At 53.3% G+C, this 19,686-nt stretch carries 18 protein-coding genes; 6 read left to right on the forward strand and 12 right to left on the reverse strand.

The features are described 5' to 3' along the window. From HP459_RS10965 to HP459_RS10985, 5 genes are all read right to left on the reverse strand, one after another. A partial coding sequence (locus tag HP459_RS10965) for a carboxymuconolactone decarboxylase family protein (RefSeq protein ID WP_171936207.1) occupies positions 1-721 on the reverse strand: 721 nt, incomplete at its 3' end. Next, a complete protein-coding gene (locus HP459_RS10970; RefSeq protein WP_171936208.1) occupies positions 699-1,178 on the reverse strand; it encodes a cupin domain-containing protein in 480 nt (159 codons plus the stop codon). The genes HP459_RS10970 and HP459_RS10965, both read right to left, overlap by 23 nt. A 64-nt stretch (positions 1,179-1,242) precedes the next feature. Beyond that, a complete protein-coding gene (locus tag HP459_RS10975) occupies positions 1,243-2,700 on the reverse strand; it encodes a heavy metal sensor histidine kinase (RefSeq protein ID WP_154850568.1) in 1,458 nt (485 codons plus the stop codon). Positions 2,701-2,715: 15 nt separating this feature from the next. Further along, positions 2,716-3,396 (reverse strand): heavy metal response regulator transcription factor, encoded by a 681-nt coding sequence (locus HP459_RS10980; RefSeq protein ID WP_063216386.1) that lies wholly within the window; start codon positions 3,394-3,396, stop codon positions 2,716-2,718. Positions 3,397-3,410: 14 nt separating this feature from the next. Further along, positions 3,411-4,577, reverse strand: coding sequence for an aldo/keto reductase (locus HP459_RS10985; RefSeq protein WP_171936209.1), 1,167 nt, complete (start codon positions 4,575-4,577; stop codon positions 3,411-3,413). A gap of 250 nt (positions 4,578-4,827) precedes the next feature. Between HP459_RS10985 and HP459_RS10990 the strand changes: the two genes are divergently transcribed. Together HP459_RS10990 and HP459_RS10995 are read left to right on the forward strand one after the other, a co-directional pair. Continuing rightward, the gene (locus HP459_RS10990; RefSeq protein ID WP_063146705.1) at positions 4,828-5,877 is read left to right on the forward strand and encodes an alpha/beta hydrolase; all 1,050 of its coding nucleotides are present in this window, start codon (positions 4,828-4,830) and stop codon (positions 5,875-5,877) included. Between the two features lie 259 nt (positions 5,878-6,136). Further along, a complete protein-coding gene (locus HP459_RS10995; protein ID WP_171936210.1) occupies positions 6,137-6,817 on the forward strand; it encodes a nitroreductase in 681 nt (226 codons plus the stop codon). Between the two features lie 7 nt (positions 6,818-6,824). Here HP459_RS10995 and HP459_RS11000 read toward each other — a convergent pair whose 3' ends face one another. The 5 genes from HP459_RS11000 to HP459_RS11020 all read right to left on the reverse strand — a co-directional run bounded on the left by HP459_RS11000 (position 6,825) and on the right by HP459_RS11020 (position 13,032). Next, positions 6,825-8,027, reverse strand: coding sequence for a multidrug effflux MFS transporter (locus tag HP459_RS11000; RefSeq protein ID WP_171936211.1), 1,203 nt, complete (start codon positions 8,025-8,027; stop codon positions 6,825-6,827). Between the two features lie 390 nt (positions 8,028-8,417). After that, on the reverse strand, positions 8,418-10,058 hold the full coding sequence (locus tag HP459_RS11005) for a class I SAM-dependent methyltransferase (RefSeq protein WP_253939634.1): 1,641 nt from the start codon (positions 10,056-10,058) through the stop codon (positions 8,418-8,420). A 7-nt stretch (positions 10,059-10,065) separates the two neighbouring features. Then, positions 10,066-10,323 carry a YjhX family toxin gene (locus HP459_RS11010; RefSeq protein ID WP_171936212.1) on the reverse strand — a complete coding sequence of 86 codons (258 nt, stop codon included), beginning with the start codon at positions 10,321-10,323 and terminating at the stop codon, positions 10,066-10,068. A gap of 259 nt (positions 10,324-10,582) precedes the next feature. Then, the gene (locus HP459_RS11015; protein WP_022647186.1) at positions 10,583-12,520 is read right to left on the reverse strand and encodes a bifunctional diguanylate cyclase/phosphodiesterase; all 1,938 of its coding nucleotides are present in this window, start codon (positions 12,518-12,520) and stop codon (positions 10,583-10,585) included. A 17-nt stretch (positions 12,521-12,537) separates the two neighbouring features. After that, positions 12,538-13,032, reverse strand: a complete 495-nt coding sequence (locus tag HP459_RS11020; protein WP_171936213.1) for a molybdopterin-dependent oxidoreductase — start codon at positions 13,030-13,032, stop codon at positions 12,538-12,540. Between the two features lie 182 nt (positions 13,033-13,214). On the opposite strand from HP459_RS11020, the gene HP459_RS11025 reads away from it, so the two are divergent. Continuing rightward, positions 13,215-13,724, forward strand: coding sequence for a hypothetical protein (locus HP459_RS11025; RefSeq protein ID WP_045621054.1), 510 nt, complete (start codon positions 13,215-13,217; stop codon positions 13,722-13,724). 22 nt (positions 13,725-13,746) lie between these two features. On the opposite strand, the gene HP459_RS11030 is transcribed toward HP459_RS11025, so the two are convergent. Both HP459_RS11030 and HP459_RS11035 read right to left on the reverse strand, forming a co-directional pair. Next, positions 13,747-15,531, reverse strand: coding sequence for a diguanylate cyclase (locus HP459_RS11030; RefSeq protein WP_045621055.1), 1,785 nt, complete (start codon positions 15,529-15,531; stop codon positions 13,747-13,749). A 114-nt stretch (positions 15,532-15,645) separates the two neighbouring features. Continuing rightward, positions 15,646-16,755 (reverse strand): AI-2E family transporter, encoded by a 1,110-nt coding sequence (locus tag HP459_RS11035; RefSeq protein ID WP_022647190.1) that lies wholly within the window; start codon positions 16,753-16,755, stop codon positions 15,646-15,648. 158 nt (positions 16,756-16,913) lie between these two features. Between HP459_RS11035 and mmuP the strand changes: the two genes are divergently transcribed. From mmuP to HP459_RS11050, 3 genes are all read left to right on the forward strand, one after another. Further along, complete coding sequence (gene mmuP, locus HP459_RS11040; RefSeq protein WP_023305550.1) at positions 16,914-18,314, forward strand: S-methylmethionine permease; 1,401 nt, start codon at positions 16,914-16,916, stop codon at positions 18,312-18,314. Continuing rightward, on the forward strand, positions 18,301-19,233 hold the full coding sequence (mmuM, locus tag HP459_RS11045; protein WP_058645979.1) for a homocysteine S-methyltransferase: 933 nt from the start codon (positions 18,301-18,303) through the stop codon (positions 19,231-19,233). The genes mmuP and mmuM overlap by 14 nt, the downstream gene beginning before the upstream one ends. A 222-nt stretch (positions 19,234-19,455) precedes the next feature. After that, on the forward strand, positions 19,456-19,686 hold a 231-nt coding region (locus HP459_RS11050), incomplete at its 3' end, for a glycine betaine ABC transporter substrate-binding protein (RefSeq protein ID WP_301540991.1).

The following is a 19,686-nucleotide window of genomic DNA, read 5'->3' on the forward strand; positions in this document are numbered from 1 at the left end:
GCGTTGCTGCATCACTTTCGCCATGTTCACGCAGAACCTGTGCCAGCTGGCGCAGCTGCGACGCCGTCAGGCCGACCCGCATGCTTGCTCGCGTATGCGACAGCAGTTGTGATTCGACGCCCGGCGTGGCCGCTAATGCGCCAACCGTTGCCAGCTCGCGGCTTTGCCAGTCGAGGTTATCGCGGGCGAAAATGTCGCCGAAAAGGTGCGTTTGCAGGAACTGATTAATCACCGGGGCAAAATCAAACAGCGGGCCCTGGACGGGAGCGCCTGAGATTTTTGTCTGGTTTGCGGTACCGACACGGCGAAGCTCATCCCCGACAGGGATCGGGGCAACCGGCTCTTTACCCTCAACGTCTTTGATACCACGTTGTTTACGTGCTTCGACGACCTTCATCAGTTCACTAAGCGCATTCAGGCTACGGGGGAAGCCCGTATAGGCATAAAGCTGGACGAGAATCTCTTTGGTTTCGTTTATCGTGAGCCCTGCGTCAAGACCCTGATTCAGGGCTGCATTCAGCTTATCCATCTGGCTGCTGGCCATCGATGCCGCAATCAACGGGATGGCCTGTTGGCGGGCTGACAGCGTATCTGAAACCTTTTGTTCGTGGTTCATTTCTGAGGCTCCTTTATTGACGGGCGCAGCATGTGCCGCGAGACCAAAACCAAAGGTCAGCAGTACCGCTGCCGTTAATGCTTTAATGGGCGTGGTATTGTTCATCTGTCACTTTCTCCATCCAGTTAACGCTTTTGCCATTCACAATCCCGGTTATCGCCAGATGCGTCATCGCGCTGCCGGGGGCCGCCCCGTGCCAGTGTTTGACGCCCGCCGGGCAAGAGACAACGTCACCGGCGCGGATAACCTGCACCGGCTGGCCTTCTTGCTGGGTGAGCCCAACACCCGAGGTCACAATCAGCCGCTGACCTGCCGGATGCGTATGCCAGGCGGAACGAGCGCCGGGTTCAAACGTGACATAAGCCCCGGAAACAGGGATGTCATTATCCGGTTTGAAGAGAGGATCAACCCTGACACGACCGGTAAAGTTCTCGGCTGGCCCGAACACCGCGTTCTGACTTCCTGCTGGGGCGATATGGACAGCGGGATTTTGTTCTGCTGCCCAGGATGAAAATGTGAAGAAGGGCAGTAACAGCCCGAGGTAACGTAAATGTCCGATCATGCAAAGCGTCCTTATCAATGAAGAGGGGATTGCCTGCGATGATTTTATCGGGAGGGTGATGACGTCAGGCTGACGCCCCCCTGACAATTCTGTCAGCTAACCCCGGTCCCGGCTCAGTATCGGATTGAGCATTGCCCGCCGCTTTATCCGCTTGTAGCGCAAAGGTGAGGCCAAAAGTATTGATGCCTCCTTCACTACGGGCAAAGACATCTCCCCGGTGCATAATGGCGACGGCACGTACGATCGACAGGCCCAGTCCATGATGGGTATCACTCCTGGCTCGGGAGGTGTCGACGCGATAGAACCGCTCGAAAAGCCGGTGTAAGTGCTCTGGTGCTATCGGATCGCCCGGGTTTGAAACTTCAACACAGGCCTGATGACCGGTTTCGCTTAACCGTACCGTAACCGTACTGTTGGAGGGGGAGTGTCTTGCGCTGTTTTCCAGTAAATTGGCCAGTGAACGGTGGAACAGTCGTCGGTCGATGTCCGCGGTGACGTCGCCCTGAACATCGAGAGAGAGCTGTTTTTCAGCAAAAGAGGGTTCCACATACTCCGCTGTTTTTAGGGTTTCTTCGCGCAGGGAGACTTGGGTAAGCTGGGATGCATGTTCACCCGCATGGGCATGGGAAAGGAACAGCATGTCGTTAACAATAGACGTCATGCGTTCAAGTTCTTCCAGATTGGAACCCAGTAACTCTTCCAGTTCATCATGTGAACGGCGGCGCGAAAGCCCCAGCTGCGTCTGGCCGATCAGGTTAGTCAGCGGAGTCCGGAGTTCATGCGCAACATCGGCATTAAAGCTTTCGAGCTGCCGCCAGGCGACCTCCTGCCGTTCCAGCACGCCATTAAAAGATGATGCTAACTGCTGTAATTCGTCAGGTAATGCTTCGGTATTCAGGCGCTGTCCATGGTCCCCGGGAGCGAGTTGCCGAGCCTGTTTACTGAGCGCCCCAACGGGACGAAGACCGATCCTTGACACGACGTATCCCAGTAAGGCGACAATCACGACGCCCAGTGCGGTAATGATCAGCAATGTCCGCGTGAACGCATCGAGTGTGCCCATATACGGCGTGGAGTCGATGGCAACCACATAGCGCAGCTCAGGCCTTTCACCGTTGGCGGGGATCGTTTTCACTAACAGAAACAGCGAGCATGCACCTTCTGATGCACCTGGTACTTTATTAAAGCCTTCCTGTAAAGAAGACCACTGAACACCCACCGGTGGTGTTCCCCCCATGCTAAAGCGTGGGTTATCGCTTACTATCCAGTAGCGAACGCGCTCACCTTCAGAATTGGTTAATACGGTAAATTTATTGGCAAGCAGTGACCAGCCGTCAGCCGAGGTTCGTGCGGTGATCCACGGACTCATTAATGATTCGCGGAACAGCAGCTCGTTGTGCATCTGCTTTTGCAAAGAGTCATGCAAGGAGCTTCTGAGCAGGATGCCGATAACGGAAACAATCAGTAGCGCGGATAAGGCAAACATCAGCGCCAGGTGAACGGAGATGGAACGCTTAAGCATGTTTATCCCCTTCATTTATTCGGACCGGACTTCGAGGACATACCCCATGCCACGAACGGTATGTAACAGCTTGATATCGAACGGCGCATCCACTTTGGCCCGAAGTCGTTTAATGGCCACTTCAACCACGTTGGCATCGCTGTCGAAATTCATGTCCCATATCTGCTCAGCTATCATCATTTTTGAAAGAATCTCTCCCTGATGCCGGGCCAGAAGGCTCAACAGGGAAAACTCTTTCGCGGTCAGCTCCAGCCGTGTTCCGGCACGAAATACGCGGCGAGCCAGCAGGTCGAGATGCAGATCGTGAATTTGCAGTTGGGTGATGTCCGCACCATCCGTAGAACGACGACGTACCAGTGCCTGTATACGCGCCACCAGCTCAATCAGCGAGAAGGGCTTGGGCAGATAATCATCCGCGCCAAGACGAAGCCCTTTAACGCGCTCGTCGACCGAGCCGCGAGCCGAAAGCATCAGCACAGGCGTCTGTTTTGCTGCTCGCACCCCCTCGAGTACCCGGTAGCCGTCCATCCCCGGTAGCATCACATCCAGTATTATCGCGTCGTAGTCGAACTCCAGCGCGTAATGAAGACCTTCAGCGCCATCTGCAGAGACATCTACCGTAAACCCGGACTCACCCAGCGCACGGGAGAGATAGGTTGACGTTTTTTCTTCATCTTCGACTAACAACAGGCGCATAACGGGACTTCCTCTTAACTTTTCATCGGTGCTTCAACATCGGAATAAACCTGCACGGCATCCGGCAGACGTTGACCCTGGATAGTGATGGCGTCCAGTGAGCGGGTGAGCTCGGTCATCTCAGCGGAAGTCAGCGATACGCCGGTAGCCGCTGTGTTTTGCAGCATATGGTCTTTATTGGTGGTGCCAGGAATGGGAACAATCCAGGGTTTACGGGCCAGGAGCCATGCCAGTGCAATCTGCCCCGGCGCGGCATTTTTTCTTATTGCCCAGGATTTCAGTAGTTCAACCAGCTGTAAGTTGTGTGGCAGGTTGTCAGGCGAGAAGCGTGTTTCTGTCGCGCGGAAATCACCGGTAGCGAACCGGGTATTCTCATCAATCCAGCCCGTTAAAAATTGCACGCCGAGTGGGCTCCATGGCACGAACCCAATGCCCAGTTCTTCACACACCGGAAATACCTGCTTTTCAGGGCCACGCCAGAGCATGGAGTATTCACTTTGTACAGCTGTAACGGGTAATGCTGCATGAGCGCGTCTCAACGTGTTGATGCCCATTTCAGACAGACCCCAGTGCAGGACTTTTCCTTGATCCATTAAATCTTTCACCACACCGGCGACATCTTCGATCGGGATCTGTGGATCAACCCGGTGTTGGTACAGTAAATCGATACGATCGGTACGCAGGCGTTTGAGCATGTTTTCGACGACCTGCCTGATATGCTCCGGCCTGCTGTTAAGGCCCGGCAGACGCTTTCCCGTCTGTTGGTCAATGTTCCAGCCAAACTTGGTGGCGATAACGATTTTGTCCCTGAACGGGGCGACGCCTTCCCCGAGAATTTTTTCGACTTCAAACGGGCCGTAGGCTTCAGCTGCGTCGAAGAACGTTACCCCTTCATCAAATGCCCGACGGATAACATTGATCATCTCAGGACGCCAGGGAACGGAGGTGTCGTATTTGCGACTCATGTTCTGCGCGCCCAGACCGACGGCAGAAACTTCCAGCTTCCCGAGTTTACGCTTGCCCGGAGCAGCATTGCGTTGGCTGGGTTGTCTGGATGAATCGACCTGAGAGGATTGGCTCGCCGCCGATACGTGGGGAATCAGCGAGGCGGCGGCAATACCGGCCCCGGCGACTAATAGCTTGCGCCGCTCTGGCATTGTTGGGGCATTCTGTCTTTTCATTGATCGCTCCTTTTCTCAGAAAACTGAACATGAATCGCATTTAAGCGAGACCATTCTGCCTTCTGATTGCCAACATAAAGCTGACGGTTACCTGACAGCGTTGTCAGAAACACTTATCCATCCCAGCCCGTTTCCTGACAAAAATGTTATTTCCCTGTCACGATGCTGACAGCCCTCTCCGCCTACTCTGAGCCTGCAAATTTGATTCCGCGAGCCTGTATAACCAGGCCAATACTCATCGGGAGAGATCATGAAATTCACGCTTATCAGTGCAATGCTACTCACGGCAATGGCCGGAGTGACCTCAGCCAATGCGGCTGATTACAAAAAAAATCCATTCACACTCGTCTATGACGGTGCCATAACTGAGAACGTCAAAGGCAAGGTCAACATTCATCCGGTGAAATACGATCTGCATGGCATTCAGATTGCTGCGAATGTCTATACCCCTGCTAACTACGATCCCGCCAAAAAATACCCTGCGGTGGTGGTTGCACATCCTAATGGTGGCGTAAAAGAGCAGGTCGCCGGGTTGTATGCCCAGCGTCTCGCCGAGCAGGGCTACATCACCATTACCGCCGACGCGGCTTATCAGGGTGCCAGCGGTGGGATGCCTCGCAGCGTGGATAAACCCGCTAATCGCATTGAGGATATCCACGGCATGGCTGACTACATAAGCCAGTATCCTGGTGTAGATACCGCCCGCCTTGGTCTGCTGGGTATTTGCGGTGGCGGCGGTTATTCACTTGTTGCGGCTGAAACTGACAAGCGGTTTAAATCGATAGCAACCATCAGCATGTTTAATTCAGGCCTTGTGCGCCGCAACGGCATGCAGGATTCACAGCTGGATACTATCCAGCAGCGTCTTCAGCAGGCTTCTGACGCACGTGCTCAGGAAGCCGCCGGAGGCGAAGTGCTTTACTCCGGCGATGCCAACCTGACTGATGAACAGATTGCTAAATTACCCTTTGCCTTGTATCGCCAGGGCTACGAGTATTACTGGAAAACCCACGCGCATCCGAACTCCACGTTTAAATACACCACCAGCAGTCTTCTGGATTTGATGAGCTTTGACGTAACGGACCATATCAATCTCATCAATAAACCGCTGCTGATGATTGCCGGTACAAAAGCGGATACGCTCTATATGACTGAAGACGCGTTCGCGAAAGCCACAGGTACGAAGGACAAAGAACTCTTCCTGATCGATGGCGCTACTCATATCGAGACGTATTGGGTGCCTGAATACGTTGATAAGGCTTTGCAAAAGTTAGACGTCTTCTTCGATAAGAATATTTAGTTAGCCTCCGATGACGCCCCAGCCGCGCAGGCTGGGGTGTGTCCATCAGCTGTAGCCACTTCCCGCTTGCGTATTCACGCGATAGACCCAGATTAACGAAGTTGCGGTTAAAGATAATTACGCTGCTTAAATAGGCGCTATGAATGGAATTCATAGACCTAATCTGGAGCAGGGAATGAAAAGGATGAGCCTGATGTGACAGGATGGCTCGGGAGAGAGTGAATCATTCACTTCAAATTACTTTCAGGCGGAGAAGCAAATGAGTACGCAAGAGCCAACATTTAGTGAGGTAGTAAAAAACAGATACTCGGCCAGAGCCTTTCTTCCATCTCCCATCCCCAGCGATACCCTCAAAGACATTTTGCTCGAAGCGCAATGCGCACCATCCAACTGCAATACTCAACCCTGGTCCCTGCATATCGTTGCAGGAGATAAACTTCGTGAATTAAGCCACGCACTGACGGAAGATCTGAGGGCTGGAAGCTACAGCCTTGATTTTACGTTTGATAAAGAAGCTTATCCCGAGCCATTCAGGCAACGGGCTTCGGAACAGGGGCGCTCGTACTATCAGGCACTGGGCGTTGCGCGGGGGGATAACTTAAGTCGCTCAGAAGTGGTCGAGCGTAATGTGAGATTTTTCGGCGCGCCTCATGTTGCCCTGCTGTTCATTCCTGCTGTAGGGGACAACGTTCGCGTAGCCTCGGACGCCGGTATGTATGCGCAGACATTCCTGCTTTCTCTGGCAGCTCGCGGTTACGCAGGCGTTCCACAGGCAGTGCTGAGTTATTTTGCCCAAACGGTGCGTCGAATATTAAATGTTCCTGAGGGCTTCAGGCTGCTTTACGGTATTTCGTTTGGGATCCCAGATAAAACGCATCCCTCCCTGAGCTACAGGGAAGGGCGGGTATCTCTGGACGAAAGTGTCGTCTGGCATCAATAACGACGTTTTATTTTTTTATCTGAACGGTCAGTGCCATCAGGGCGCTGGCTGCTGTAAACAACGCAATTATCCAGCCCATCGTCCATGGTGTGCCGTCACTGAACAGGGCAAGAAGAAGTGAAGAGATGATGCCGCTGCCGTATTGTAACGCACCCATTAGCGCCGATGCGGAGCCAGCCACATTAGGCACTGCGTCCAGAGCGCAAGCCGTGGATGTCGCCGCGATGATGCCATTCATAGAGAAGAACACGAACACAGCGCCGACAATCACGGTGATTCCACCCACACCCAGGCCGGTGGTGACTGCCAGCACTATTGCCGCAATAGCGGCGATGAATACGGCATTCCTGAGCAACGCTTCCAGTGGATAGCGGTGAACCAGACGTCTGTTGACCATGCTCACCGCCATCAGTCCAACAATGTTTACTGCAAACAGCCAACCGTAATGCTGCGGGTCAACGCCGAAGTACGTGATGTACACAAACGGGGAACCTGTGATAAAGGCGTAGGCTGCAACGTAGTAGAACGTCAGGCACAAAGTAAATCGCATGTATCTGGCGTTGGTGAGCAAGGCATAGTAGTTTTGAAAAGCTTTGGTTACGGAGGCTTGTGAGCGTTTTTCAGCAGGTAATGTTTCGGGTAGCCAGAATAAAGACATCAGCATTAATGTTCCGATAATCGCCAGCAGCCAGAATATGGCATGCCACGAGGTGACTTTAATCATCTGCCCCCCTATCAGGGGCCCGGCAATCGGCGCGATGGCCATAATGATCATCAGAGTCGAAAGCATTTGTGCTGCACGAGTACGGCTAAACAAGTCACGGATCATTGCTCGTGCCAGCATCGGCCCGGTACAGGCACCTAACGCCTGAAAAACACGCCAGAAGACAATTTGCACGATATCCGTTGATAACGCGCACCCCACCGAGCCGACGATGAATAGACCTAACCCGATAAACAGCGGCAGTCGACGCCCATAACGATCGCTAATCGGTCCCCATATCAGTTGTGCGATGCAAAAGCCGATAAGGAAACCTGTGATTGTCAGCTCTGCATCACCCTGTAAATCTTTGGCCATGACCGGCATAGCCGGAAGATAGATATCGGTTGATAAAGAGGTTACAGCCATCAGGGCGCTGAGAATGAGTAGAAACGAGAGACCTGTTTTGTTAGCTATAGCCGACTGTGTACGCGCCTGTTGATTAAGCATGGGGATCCGTTGGACATGAAGAGATAGGGGTATGTTAACGGGTTTGTGCTCGCTGATAATCACAGGGGGAGGATAGGGACTATGAGTGACATTCATTAATCGAAAAGATTATTGCAGGTTTTTTGGGGCCAGCGATAAGCAGTATTCTTATAGTGTTACCTCTTCCTGCATGTTGCTAAAATCACCAGTACAACATGTCAGGCAATTGCGTTCAGATGACCGCTACCGTCGAAAGCAATACTGACAGAACTGTTAATGTTGTGACATATGATGATCCTTATGGTGATGTCCTGATTAATAAACATACGGAATATGTATGGTGTAGGTGATGCTTCAGATTAAAATAAAGGCTAAGCCCCGTATCTCCAGTCAGAAATACCGGGCTTGTTGTTACCTGGCAATTAGCGCGAACACGCCCCAGCCAAAGTATTCCCGGGCGTACGTTACGTGGCGTTTCGGCGCGATGTTTAGCTCGGCCCTGACTTCGGCGGCGAAGTCGTCGTCAGGATTAGCCTCCAGCCAGCGGCGCATGGTCAGCCATTTCGCGGCTTCATACCGGTCCCAGCCTTCCTGGTCTGCCAGTACCATTTCCACCACGTCGTAGCCGAGTTCATCGAACGCGTTGACAAGCCCTGGCAGCGTCAGGAAATCGGTCGTCGAGCTGACGCCGCAGGCCTGGGCAATCTCTTCCGTCGCAGGTAGCTGACGCCAGTAGGGTTCGCCGATAAGCATGATCCCGCCCGGTTTCAGGCTTTGTGCCAGCAGCTCGACGGTCCCGGCAAACCCACCGGCTATCCATGTCGCACCGACACAGGCTGCCACATCGCATTTCTCTTCTGTAACGTATCCGGCGGCGTCGTTATGTATGAACTGAACCCGGTTGCTGACGCCGAGCTCTTCGGCGCGGCGTCTGGCCTGCTCGCTGAACAACTGGCTCAAATCGATACCGACACCGGTAATGGCGTGATCCCTGGCCCAGGTGCAGAGCATCTCGCCCGAGCCGCTGCCGAGGTCAAGAATGCGGGTCTCCGGCTTCATGCTCAGCACGCGGCCAAGCGTGGCGTACTTTTCTTCGGTGAACGGGTTGTGGATGCGGTGCTCGCTTTCACTGATGGTAAAAATACGTGGGATATCCAATGTGGAATTCCTTTTATTGCGTTGAGTATTAAGAGGGCGTTTCTCTGAGGTATTTGCTTTTTCAGCCAGCAGAGCAAACAGCTTTCCTTCAAATGTCTCGCTGACTGGCCAGTCGTGGCTTTCAGGAGGAGGAAGCAGGGCAAACCCGGCATTACCGAGCAGGCTGACATACTCGTCATCGCGCCAGGCCGTCATCTGGCTGCCGAAACGGGTGGTTTGGCCGTTTACCTCTATGGCCCAAAACTGCGTTGAGCTGGTCTGTGCTTCTTCATCCCAGCCATGTTCCGTCAGCAGCAGGTGAGGGACGCCCAGAAACAGCCCGTCGGGACAGCGTTGCCAGCTCGGTTCAGCCATTCCCTGACGCTTAACTTCGTCGAAAGTATGTACTTCAGTGAGCAGCCTGCCACCCGGCTCCAGCCACAGCGCGCAGCGGCTGACGAGTGAGCGCGTATCCGCCGTGCTAAACACATTCAGTTCCCCGAATGTCATCATGATGAAATTGAACGATTTATCCGGCCAGTATGCGCGGACATCCTGCTGAACATAATCGATATTCAATCCGGTGTTCTGCGCCTGCTGACGGGCCCAGCTCACGGATGCCGGTGAGAAATCCACGCCGGTGCAGTGAAATCCACGTTCCGCTAAGCGGTGGGTATAAAAGCCGGGGCCGCAGCCGAGATCGAGGATATGTGCGCCAGGTGGTAACTGGCTGGCGATCCATTCGACCTGCTGCTCAATAACCTCCTGCCTGCGGCTGGCCCAGTCGTGCTCCTGCGACAAATGGTTCGCCAGCATGCGCTGGCTGAAGGCCGGTTCGTCCCAGGGAATTTTACTTTCCTCCGCTGACAGCTGGATGTGCCGGGACGCGGAAATAAGGGTGCTGATATCCATCATCCTCTCCTTAACGGTTATCAAGCTGCGCGCGAACGTTGTTCAGCCCGGTAGTGTTAATGCGGTAGGGCTGACCGTTAACGGATTTGATCAGCTTTTTGGTTTTGAGCTTTTTGAAAACGGCGAGCGTGCAGTCATCCAGCAGTAGCCCTTCGCGGCTATAGCATTCAACGGCGGTGACGCGGCCAGACGCATCGCGGACGTGCACAATACGGCCACCTTTGGCGAGAACGTGTAAGGTACGTTGTTCCTGACGGGATAAATTCATACTGGAAAACCTGTTTAATCATCATGTGCAAAACGTGCAAACACACAGCGGTGTCCGCATTCGATTTCGGCGCATTGATAATCAGTCCGGCCTGGAAAGGTCGGTAAGCTGATTATCGGATGATTACATTCTCCAGCATCAAAGCCTCGGGTTGAGTTGAAAGGTATTTACGGGGTGAATGATAACACCTGATTTTTATAAGTGAATACCCAGGGGTGAAAAACGTGATCACGGTTGGCATCGGGTTGAGGAGAGGGAATCATTCCAGGCCGCTCTTAATTTTGCTGTCGACCTGAGGCTGTGGTTTGCTGAAAAGATATCCCTGCACAAGCTCACAACCCAGAGCCTGAAGCCGCTCAAGCTGCTCTTCGGTCTCAACGCCCTCGGCTATAACGCCCATATTAAGGCTCTTAGCCATACCGGTAATAAGCTTCACAATATTAAGCGCATCTTCTTGTGTAGATATCGGATTGACAAAAGATTTATCGATCTTGATTTTATCAAAATTCAGTTCGCTTAGTCTGGAGAGCGACGAATAACCCGTGCCAAAATCATCAATGGAAATTCTTACGCCCAGTGCGCGGAGTTTTTTCAGAATCGCAATGGGGTTATTTCTGTCACTAAAGAGGGATGACTCCGTGACCTCTAACTCAAGACGGTTAGCCGGGAGCCCGGTCTCAGCCAGAACGGTCTGCACCGTATTAATAAATGATTTACTGCCTAATTGAACAGGCGAGACGTTTACGGAGATCCTGGCCGGAACAGCCCAGGAGACCGCTTCCCTACAGGCCAGTTTAAGTACGGTTTTACCTATCTCGTTGATCATGCCTGTTTTTTCAGCGGCGAAAATAAAGCTATCCGGGGAAAGCATTCCCTTGACGGGGTGCATCCAGCGAATAAGCGCTTCATAGCCGTAAATTTCCTTGCTGACGGAATTCACAATAGGCTGGTAATAAACAATAAATTCATTGTTTTCTATCGCCCTTGCCATATCATTTTCAAGCGTTCTGCTCTCCTGCAACTTCTGAAGCATTCGCTGACGGAAAACTTTAATCTGCTGTGAGCCTGCCTTTTTGGCTTCATAGAGCGCCAGATCGGCGAACTTATAAAGATAATCAGCACGTCGTTCATTATCTGATAAAACAATACCCACGCAGGTGGCAATTTTTATAAGCTGGTTATTAATCGTATAGGGTTTACTGATATTCTCGCTGATTTCTCTAGCGCGCAAAACGGCTTCGCTTTCGTTTAACCCGCTGGCTAAAAAAGCAAACTCGTCTCCGCCTAAACGGTAAAATCTGTCTGAAATATTGCTCATGGCGGTCAATCGCCTGGATACCTGACGTAACAGTAAATCGCCAGCATCATGACCATAGGTATCGTTGACCTCTTTGAATCGGTCTAAATCAAATAACATTACCGTAACGGGAACATGATTTTCTTCGGCCTCAAGATTGAGTTTGCTGAGCTCATCCCAGAAGTACAGACGGTTTTTCATGCCAGTGAGGGAATCATGGTAAACGTCATACTCTAGTTTTGAATTCTGAATCTGTAGGGTCTCCTTGGATAACTGGAGTTCTTCTGCAAGACTTTCAACCTGCCTGTGCGCTTTAAGGATGTTTTTATTTTGATAGATCGTTAAAAAACCCAGGATAATACTCAGAATGATCAGCAGTAAAGAGAGGGCTGAGTAAATATAATACAGGATCTGTATTTTATGGTTGCTACTGTTAATCGTGCTAATGTCTTTCGTTAACGCGCTTGATGAAAGCTGACTGAGTGGAGCATCCAGCAAATGCATGGTATGAAGGTATGTTTTTACATCCGAATGGCTCATTTTTTCGAGGTTAGCATCCAGATACGTAAGGATTTTATCAAGGCTTAACGCGAGGTCATGATGTGCCTGAACGTTTTTAATGTAATGCCCTAAATCCCCCTCCTTAAACAGATCATTCTGGCTTAGCATAATTTCCAGCCGCATCCTGACCTGGTCTATCGTAACGTCATCGGAATCGGTTGCGTACAGACCAAGCCATGATTCAAAGCGGTAATATTCGGATACCAGTTGGGCGACAGACCATGACTCCGTGTAATGAGTCAGTTTTTGGAGCTCCTGCTGTCGATCGTAAACAAGAAAAGCAATATATCCAGTGGTGATAAAAAGAGAAAAAATGATACCAACCAGTATCCTGTTCATTATGTTCTCCTGAACTGCTATTCAATCTTCATTTTGCTGACCTGCCATGCCGATCGCGAGTAATATATCTGATTATTTAATTCAGGAAGACTGTCGTAGGGATATACAATGAATGCCGGCCCTTTATCTCGGATGCGCATATATTCACCATTAACCTTCAAAGCGAGTATGGCATTATATTTTTTAAAGTCGCTGAGCGGGATGGCTGTCGCGTAATCATTAAGCGCTATAACATTGACCACGTTACCCTTTGCGCCAATATAATCCATGAGTTTGCTCATTGGAACACCCTCAAACTTTGTGCGGCCATTATACCAGGGGGATGATGTCTGAAAGCTCACCATACCGAGTTTTTCAAGGCTGGCGATATCAAACACGGCTTTTCCACTTTCATTCGTGTTCTCGATATTACCGTAAATCGTTAAAATGGGTTTACCAGCAGATTTTGGCAACTCACCAGCCAGGGTGACGCTTTGCACTAAAAAGCAGCACAGCATTAGGATAAATCGCATTTCAGCCTCCACGTTTTAACATAAGTATAAGAATTATAATTTAGTTATCCTACTAGTTTATATATTTTATCTCTCCCCACGTTTATCCATCATAATCAGGATGTAAAAACGCCGTCAGTCGGCAGCCACCCGAGCGATGCTTAACCTTCTTACCGCAGACGCATGACAAGGAACCGTCCATCATGAAAAAAGATAGCTATGCCTTTTTAATTCCACTCATCGTTGGCGGGTTAACGTTGATATTTGGCTTTGTTGTCTGGTCAATCGAGATTTATCGCGTGACATTTCTTACGGCCCTGGGGGAACAGTATCTTGCGGCTGTCTCATTGTTGCTGCCGCTGGTGGCGATGGTGATGTTCGCCGCGAAGAGGGCGTTTAAAGACAAAACCCTTGTTGACGTTGTCAAACTTTACCTCGGCCTCATCATCTTCAGCCTGCCGGTTGCCATTTTTGTCATCTTTACCGCGGCCTGGCTACTGAACGGAGAATACTCTGCCTGGAGCCAACCTTACCGGTATGAATCCGGCAGCAGAAATAGCTGTTCGGGGGCGGAAGTCTATGAGCCGGAACTCAAGAGAGAGATCCGCATCTGTTATCCTCAGGGATATTATTTAATCGATGGCACCCTGTACGTGGAAAAGCGGAGTAATTCGCTGGGTATGGTGGTGCTTTGGGCGATCGCGCGATCCTGAACCTCAGGCTCGAATAACCCCTTTAGCCCGCCTCCAGCATCCCAAAGCTGACAATCCGCGAGCGGCCCAGCTCTTTCGCCCGGTACAACGCGACGTCCGCCGCGCGCAGCAGATTATCGCTCTGGGCGTGCTGCGGATAGCTGGCGATCCCGATCGACACATCCACCGGGCCAATCTCCGAAAGCCCGTAGCGCAGCGAAAGCGCATGCACGCCGTTGTAGATCTCCGTTGCAGCGGCGTGCGCTGCTTCCTCATCTGCACCGGTAAGAAGCACCAAAAACTCTTCACCCCCATAGCGGAAGGCCAGCCCGCTATCGTGTACCGCCCGTTGAATAATGGCTGCCACGCTTTTGATCACCAGATCGCCGGCCTCATGACCAAAGCGGTCATTAATGCTCTTGAAGTGATCGATATCGATCATCAGGCAGCTTACCGGCTCCTCGTTACGCACGGCCTGCTTCATTTGAGTACGTAACGTATCTTCCAGATGGTGGCGGTTACGCAGCCCCGTCAAGGGATCGAACAGGGCTTTTTCCAGCAGCGCATCGCGCAGCCGCTGGTTGGCCAGCGCCAGTCCCAGCGCCTCGGCCATCAGTTCCAGATAGGCGCGGGACGGCGCGGTTTCAGGCGTGATGTTCTGGAATGAGAGCAATCCAATCGCCTCGCCCTGAGCAATCAGGGGAACGCACAGCGATTGCTGCGCCTGTGATTCGGGCAGATGATAACAGCCGATATCCGGCTCGCCGTTCACTGGCGGATGGCTTTGACCACGCCGGACGGCCCAGCATTCGTCAGGATGGAACGGCTTTTTATCCCCTTCTGGCGATAGCCATTCGGCCGTACAGCGCATCTGCCACGGCTCGCGTTCCAGAATATACAGACGCCCTGAAACCCCCGGCGCAATATTGGGTGCAAACAGCTCCGCCACATTCATCACGTCGGCAAAGTTTTCACAGCCCTGCAACCGCTGGGTCATTCGCGCCAGCAGTTCGCGGATGGCCCAGTCAGCATCGCGCTCTTTTTCCAGCCGCTGCCTTGCCAGCCCGTTCTCACGGAAGATGCGGATGGCCTGCGCCATATCACCGATTTCATCAACCTGGGTAAAGTTCGGCGTTTCGACGGCGTAATCCTGCGATGCAAGACGATGAACTACGTCACTCAGACGCACCACCGGACGGAGTACGCGGCGCTTGAGGATGAAAACCATCACAAACAGGAAGAGCAGGGCGGTCAGGCCGACCATCACCTCAGAGGCCGTTCGAAGCGTTTTGGACGTTTTGGTTGCGGCCTGCACGTCGGCAATAATGCGCTTGTCCAGCAGCATGCGAAAGCGTTCGATAGTGTTGTGTGCCCGTTCGAGTTCCAGCTCATAGCTCTTACCAAACAGCAGCGAAACGGCCTGCTGTTCCTCGCCACGGGTGATGCCGTCAATGGCTGCCTGCTGTTCATCCTGGAGATCGTCTACAATTTTCAGTCCGTCGTACAGCAGCGCCAACTCTTCGCCCGATGCCCCCGTATTTTTGAGCTGTCGCAGCGTGTGTTCGATATTCTTCAGCTCGGCTTCTTTCGCCTGATATTTCTCAAGCACCTCGGGCTCTTTTTGGATGACGTAAAGCCGCGCCAGATCGGAGAGCATCCAGGTGTCTGTCTCGATCTCCTCCGTCAGCTGATCGAAGACCTGGCGTTGTTTAACGGCTTCACGTTCGATGTTATCGGCGTGGGAAGCCATCAGCATGACGATGCCGGAAGCAATGGTCAGGCACACCGTGACACCATAAGCCCAGTTCGTGATCGTGGCGATTCGCACCTGTTGGATCCTTCTACGACAAATGTGGAAGAGCGTTCATTTCAGATTATAGAAAACCTCTGATTTATCGCGAAAAAAAAGGCGGCACAGGGCCGCCTCACAGAACGCGTTTCTTTATAGATCCGGAGAATTTCTCCCCTCTTCGATAAAGTCTGCGTCCAGCTCCTCGGCGTTGCCTGCGTGGTCGCGGCCGGAGAAGAGGTTCCAGCAGGCGATAAACAGAGCGGCAATCAGCGGCCCAATCACAAAGCCGTTGATGCCGTACAGCTCCATACCGCCGAGCGTGGTGATCAGTATCAGGTAGTCCGGCATTTTGGTGTCTTTGCCCACCAGCAGCGGACGCAACAGGTTGTCCACCAGCCCGACGATAATGACGAAGAAGCCCACAATGAACAGACCCTGCCACAGCTGGTGAGTGGCAAACAGGAAGATGGCGGCGGGAACCCAGACGATGGCCGACCCAACGGCAGGCACCAGGGAGAGAAATGCCATCAGTGCGCCCCACAATACGCTGCCGTCAATACCGACAATAGCAAAGGCGATACCACCGAGCGTGCCCTGAACCACCGCCACGACCGCCGTGCCTTTTACCGTGGCGCGCGACACGCCGACAAACTTAGCGAACAGGTGCTGTTTGACGAAGTCAGACAGCGGTAGCGAGTCGAGGATCTGGCGCACCAGATACGGCCCGTCTTTCAGCAAGAAAAACAGCAGATACAGCATAATGCCAAAGCTGATGGCAAAGCCGAACGTCCCTTTCCCAATCAGGAACGCGCTGCCCGCCAGATACTGCCCGCCCTGTAACGCGACATCGGAGAGTTTTTTCTGGATCTGCGCGGCGTTGGTCAGGTTGTGATCCGCCAGGAAGCCGCTGGCCCAGTCCGGCAGGCGGTTGAAGATACCGGCGATCACTTCCGGGAACTGCGTGTTGTTCTGTTGCAGCCTGGTGTAAACCATGTTCAGTTCCACCGCGAGCGAGGAAAGGATCACCATCAACGGAATAAACACGATCAGGCAGATAATGCCGAGTGTGAGGAGTGAAGCCAGCCCGTTGCGATCGCCCAGCGCGGTACGCAGTTTGTTTTTTACCGGGTTGAAAATGATGGTCAGGATCGCGGCCCACAGAATCGCCGAGAAATAGGGAGACAGCACGTCAAAGAAGGCCCAGGTTACAAGGGCCAGGATGAGAATAAAGAACCCTTTGGTCAGTCCGTTAAATCGCATAGTGAGTCCTGGTGAAGAAGAAACTGTGTCGACTATAGAACTGATTTAAGGATTTACCAATAATTGCGCTGAAGTCGCGCCGGGTGGCTTTTTGTTAACAATCGCGGTATAACACTCCTTCTTTGGATGTTTAGATGTCCATACGTTTAGAAGGTAACATGCAAACACAACAAGAAAACGGGCAACTTAAGCGCACCATGAAAACCCGCCACCTGATTATGCTCTCGCTGGGTGGCGTTATCGGCACAGGGTTATTCTTCAATACCGGATATATCATCTCGACAACCGGCGCGGCGGGCACGCTGCTGGCATATCTTATCGGTGCGCTGGTGGTCTGGCTGGTCATGCAATGTCTGGGCGAACTTTCCGTGGCGATGCCGGAAACCGGCGCGTTTCACGTCTATGCCGCCCGCTATCTCGGCCCGGCGACGGGGTATACCGTGGCGTGGCTCTACTGGCTTACGTGGACAGTGGCGCTGGGATCGAGCTTTACCGCGGCCGGGTTCTGCATGCAGTACTGGTTCCCACAGGTTCCCGTCTGGACGTGGTGCGTTGTCTTTTGCGCTGTGATTTTTGGTCTTAACGTGATTTCCACGCGCTTTTTCGCGGAAGGGGAATTCTGGTTCTCGCTGGTCAAGGTTATCACCATCGTCGCCTTTATTATTCTCGGCGGCGCGGCCATCTTTGGCTTTATCCCGATGGCGGACGGCTCTGCCGCGCCGGGACTAAGCAACATTACCGCCGAAGGCTGGTTCCCGCACGGTGGCCTGCCGATCCTGATGACCATGGTGGCGGTCAACTTTGCCTTCTCAGGAACGGAGCTTATCGGCATCGCGGCAGGGGAAACGGAAAACCCACACAAGGTTATTCCGGTTGCTATTCGCACCACCATCGCCCGGCTCATCATCTTCTTTATTGGCACCGTGTTTGTGCTGGCGGCGTTGATCCCGATGCAGCAGGCTGGCGTGGAGAAAAGTCCGTTCGTGCTGGTGTTTGAAAAGGTCGGCATTCCGTATGCGGCGGATATCTTTAACTTCGTGATCCTGACGGCGATCCTCTCGGCGGCGAACTCGGGTCTGTACGCCTCTGGCCGTATGCTGTGGTCTCTGTCTAACGAGAAAACGCTGCCGCGCTGCTTTGCCCGCGTCAACAAAAACGGCGTGCCGCTGACGGCGCTTTCTGTTTCCATGCTGGGCGGCGTGCTGGCGTTGTTCTCCAGCGTGGTCGCGCCGGATACGGTGTTTGTGGCCCTGTCAGCCATTTCCGGTTTTGCGGTGGTGGCGGTGTGGATTAGCATTTGCGCGTCGCACTTCGTGTTTCGTCGCCGTCACGTGCAGTCCGGCCAGCCGCTATCCGCGTTGCAGTATCGCGCGCCATGGTATCCGCTGGTGCCCGTGCTTGGCTTTATCCTCTGTCTGGTGGCCTGCGTGGGCCTGTGGTTTGACCCCAGCCAGCGTATTGCCCTTTATTGCGGGCTTCCGTTTGTCGCCCTGTGTTATGGTGCGTACTACCTGACCCGAAATCTGACCACGCAGGAGCCTGAACATGTCGCAGAATAATCCGCTTACCGCCCTCCTTGAAAAACAGCCGTTTGTCGTGCTGGATGGGGCGATGGCAACGGAGCTGGAAGCGCGCGGTTGTAACCTTGCCGACAGTCTCTGGTCGGCCAAAGTGCTGATGGAAAATCCGGAGCTGATCCGCGACGTACACCTCGACTACTACCGCGCGGGGGCACAGGTGGCGATCACCGCCAGTTATCAGGCGACACCCGCAGGCTTTGCCGCTCGCGGGCTGGACGAGTCGCAATCCCGGACGCTGATCGGCAAAAGCGTAGAGCTGGCACGCAAAGCGCGCGAAGCGTACCTGGCAGAGAACGCAAATGCAGGCACTTTGCTGGTGGCGGGATCTGTGGGCCCTTACGGCGCGTATCTGGCCGATGGTTCCGAGTATCGCGGCGATTATGTGCGTAGCGCTGAAGAATTTACCGCCTTCCACCGCCCGCGTGTAGAGGCGCTGTTGGATGCGGGCGCGGACCTCCTGGCCTGTGAAACGCTGCCTTCGTTCACTGAGATTAAGGCGCTGGCGGCGTTGCTGACGGCGTATCCGCGCGCCCGGGCATGGTTCTCATTTACCCTGCGTGACAGTGAGCACCTGAGCGACGGAACGCCGCTGCGGGATGTTGTTTCTGCTCTGGAAAGCTACCCGCAGGTTGTCGCGCTGGGGATTAACTGTATCGCGCTGGAAAACACCACGGCGGCGCTGACGCATCTGCACAGCCTGACGTCGCTGCCCCTGGTGGTCTATCCGAACTCCGGCGAGCATTACGATGCGGTGAGTAAAACCTGGCATCACCACGGTGAAACGTGCGAGACGCTGGCGGGGTATTTACCGCAGTGGCTGGAAGCAGGCGCGAAGCTGATTGGCGGCTGCTGTCGGACCACGCCGCAGGATATTGCTGCGCTGACGGTTCAGCGCTGAGGCCTTTGCCGGGCGGCGGCTGCGCCTTACCCGGCCTACAAATTGCACGAACCGTAGGCCGGGTAAGCGCAGCGCCACCCGGCGAAACAACCGCACAAAATTCACTATCCTTTCCCGCTTTTTTTCTAAAAACGAATCGTCATTAGCGATTCTTTTTTATTCCTTTATCAAAATTCTCGCGCCGGAAATACTGCCCTTATAACAACAAGGGGAGCAGACGGTATGGCAATTTCATCGCGAATCACGTTACTTGGTGCACTGGCGCTGTGGGTATTTCAGGCGCAGGCGGTGGACGTCACCGTGGCGTATCAGACTTCCGCGGAACCGGCGAAAGTCGCGCAGGCGGATAACACCTTCGCCAAAGCGAGCGGGGCGAACGTCAACTGGCGCAAGTTCGACAGCGGCGCGGCAATTGTGCGGGCGTTAGCCTCGGGCGACGTGCAGATTGGCAAC

Origin of the sequence: Enterobacter sp. CM29 (genome assembly GCF_013179605.1) — a bacterium.
Classification (GTDB): Bacteria; Pseudomonadota; Gammaproteobacteria; order Enterobacterales; family Enterobacteriaceae; genus Enterobacter; species Enterobacter intestinihominis.

Excerpts from the sequence above, each read along its gene's own strand:
- HP459_RS11035 (WP_022647190.1), bottom strand. The coding sequence starts at position 16,755 with ATGCGATTTAACGGACTGACCAAAGGGTTCTTTATTCTCATCCTGGCC.
- HP459_RS10990 (WP_063146705.1), top strand. The coding sequence starts at position 4,828 with ATGAAATTCACGCTTATCAGTGCAATGCTACTCACGGCAATGGCCGGA.
- HP459_RS11005 (WP_253939634.1), bottom strand. The coding sequence starts at position 10,058 with ATGATGGATATCAGCACCCTTATTTCCGCGTCCCGGCACATCCAGCTG.
- mmuM (WP_058645979.1), top strand. The coding sequence starts at position 18,301 with ATGTCGCAGAATAATCCGCTTACCGCCCTCCTTGAAAAACAGCCGTTT.
- HP459_RS10995 (WP_171936210.1), top strand. The coding sequence starts at position 6,137 with ATGAGTACGCAAGAGCCAACATTTAGTGAGGTAGTAAAAAACAGATAC.
- HP459_RS10985 (WP_171936209.1), bottom strand. The coding sequence starts at position 4,577 with ATGAAAAGACAGAATGCCCCAACAATGCCAGAGCGGCGCAAGCTATTA.
- HP459_RS11000 (WP_171936211.1), bottom strand. The coding sequence starts at position 8,027 with ATGCTTAATCAACAGGCGCGTACACAGTCGGCTATAGCTAACAAAACA.
- HP459_RS11020 (WP_171936213.1), bottom strand. The coding sequence starts at position 13,032 with ATGCGATTTATCCTAATGCTGTGCTGCTTTTTAGTGCAAAGCGTCACC.
- HP459_RS10980 (WP_063216386.1), bottom strand. The coding sequence starts at position 3,396 with ATGCGCCTGTTGTTAGTCGAAGATGAAGAAAAAACGTCAACCTATCTC.
- HP459_RS10970 (WP_171936208.1), bottom strand. The coding sequence starts at position 1,178 with ATGATCGGACATTTACGTTACCTCGGGCTGTTACTGCCCTTCTTCACA.
- HP459_RS11025 (WP_045621054.1), top strand. The coding sequence starts at position 13,215 with ATGAAAAAAGATAGCTATGCCTTTTTAATTCCACTCATCGTTGGCGGG.
- HP459_RS10975 (WP_154850568.1), bottom strand. The coding sequence starts at position 2,700 with ATGCTTAAGCGTTCCATCTCCGTTCACCTGGCGCTGATGTTTGCCTTA.
- HP459_RS11015 (WP_022647186.1), bottom strand. The coding sequence starts at position 12,520 with ATGAACAGGATACTGGTTGGTATCATTTTTTCTCTTTTTATCACCACT.
- mmuP (WP_023305550.1), top strand. The coding sequence starts at position 16,914 with ATGCAAACACAACAAGAAAACGGGCAACTTAAGCGCACCATGAAAACC.
- HP459_RS11010 (WP_171936212.1), bottom strand. The coding sequence starts at position 10,323 with ATGAATTTATCCCGTCAGGAACAACGTACCTTACACGTTCTCGCCAAA.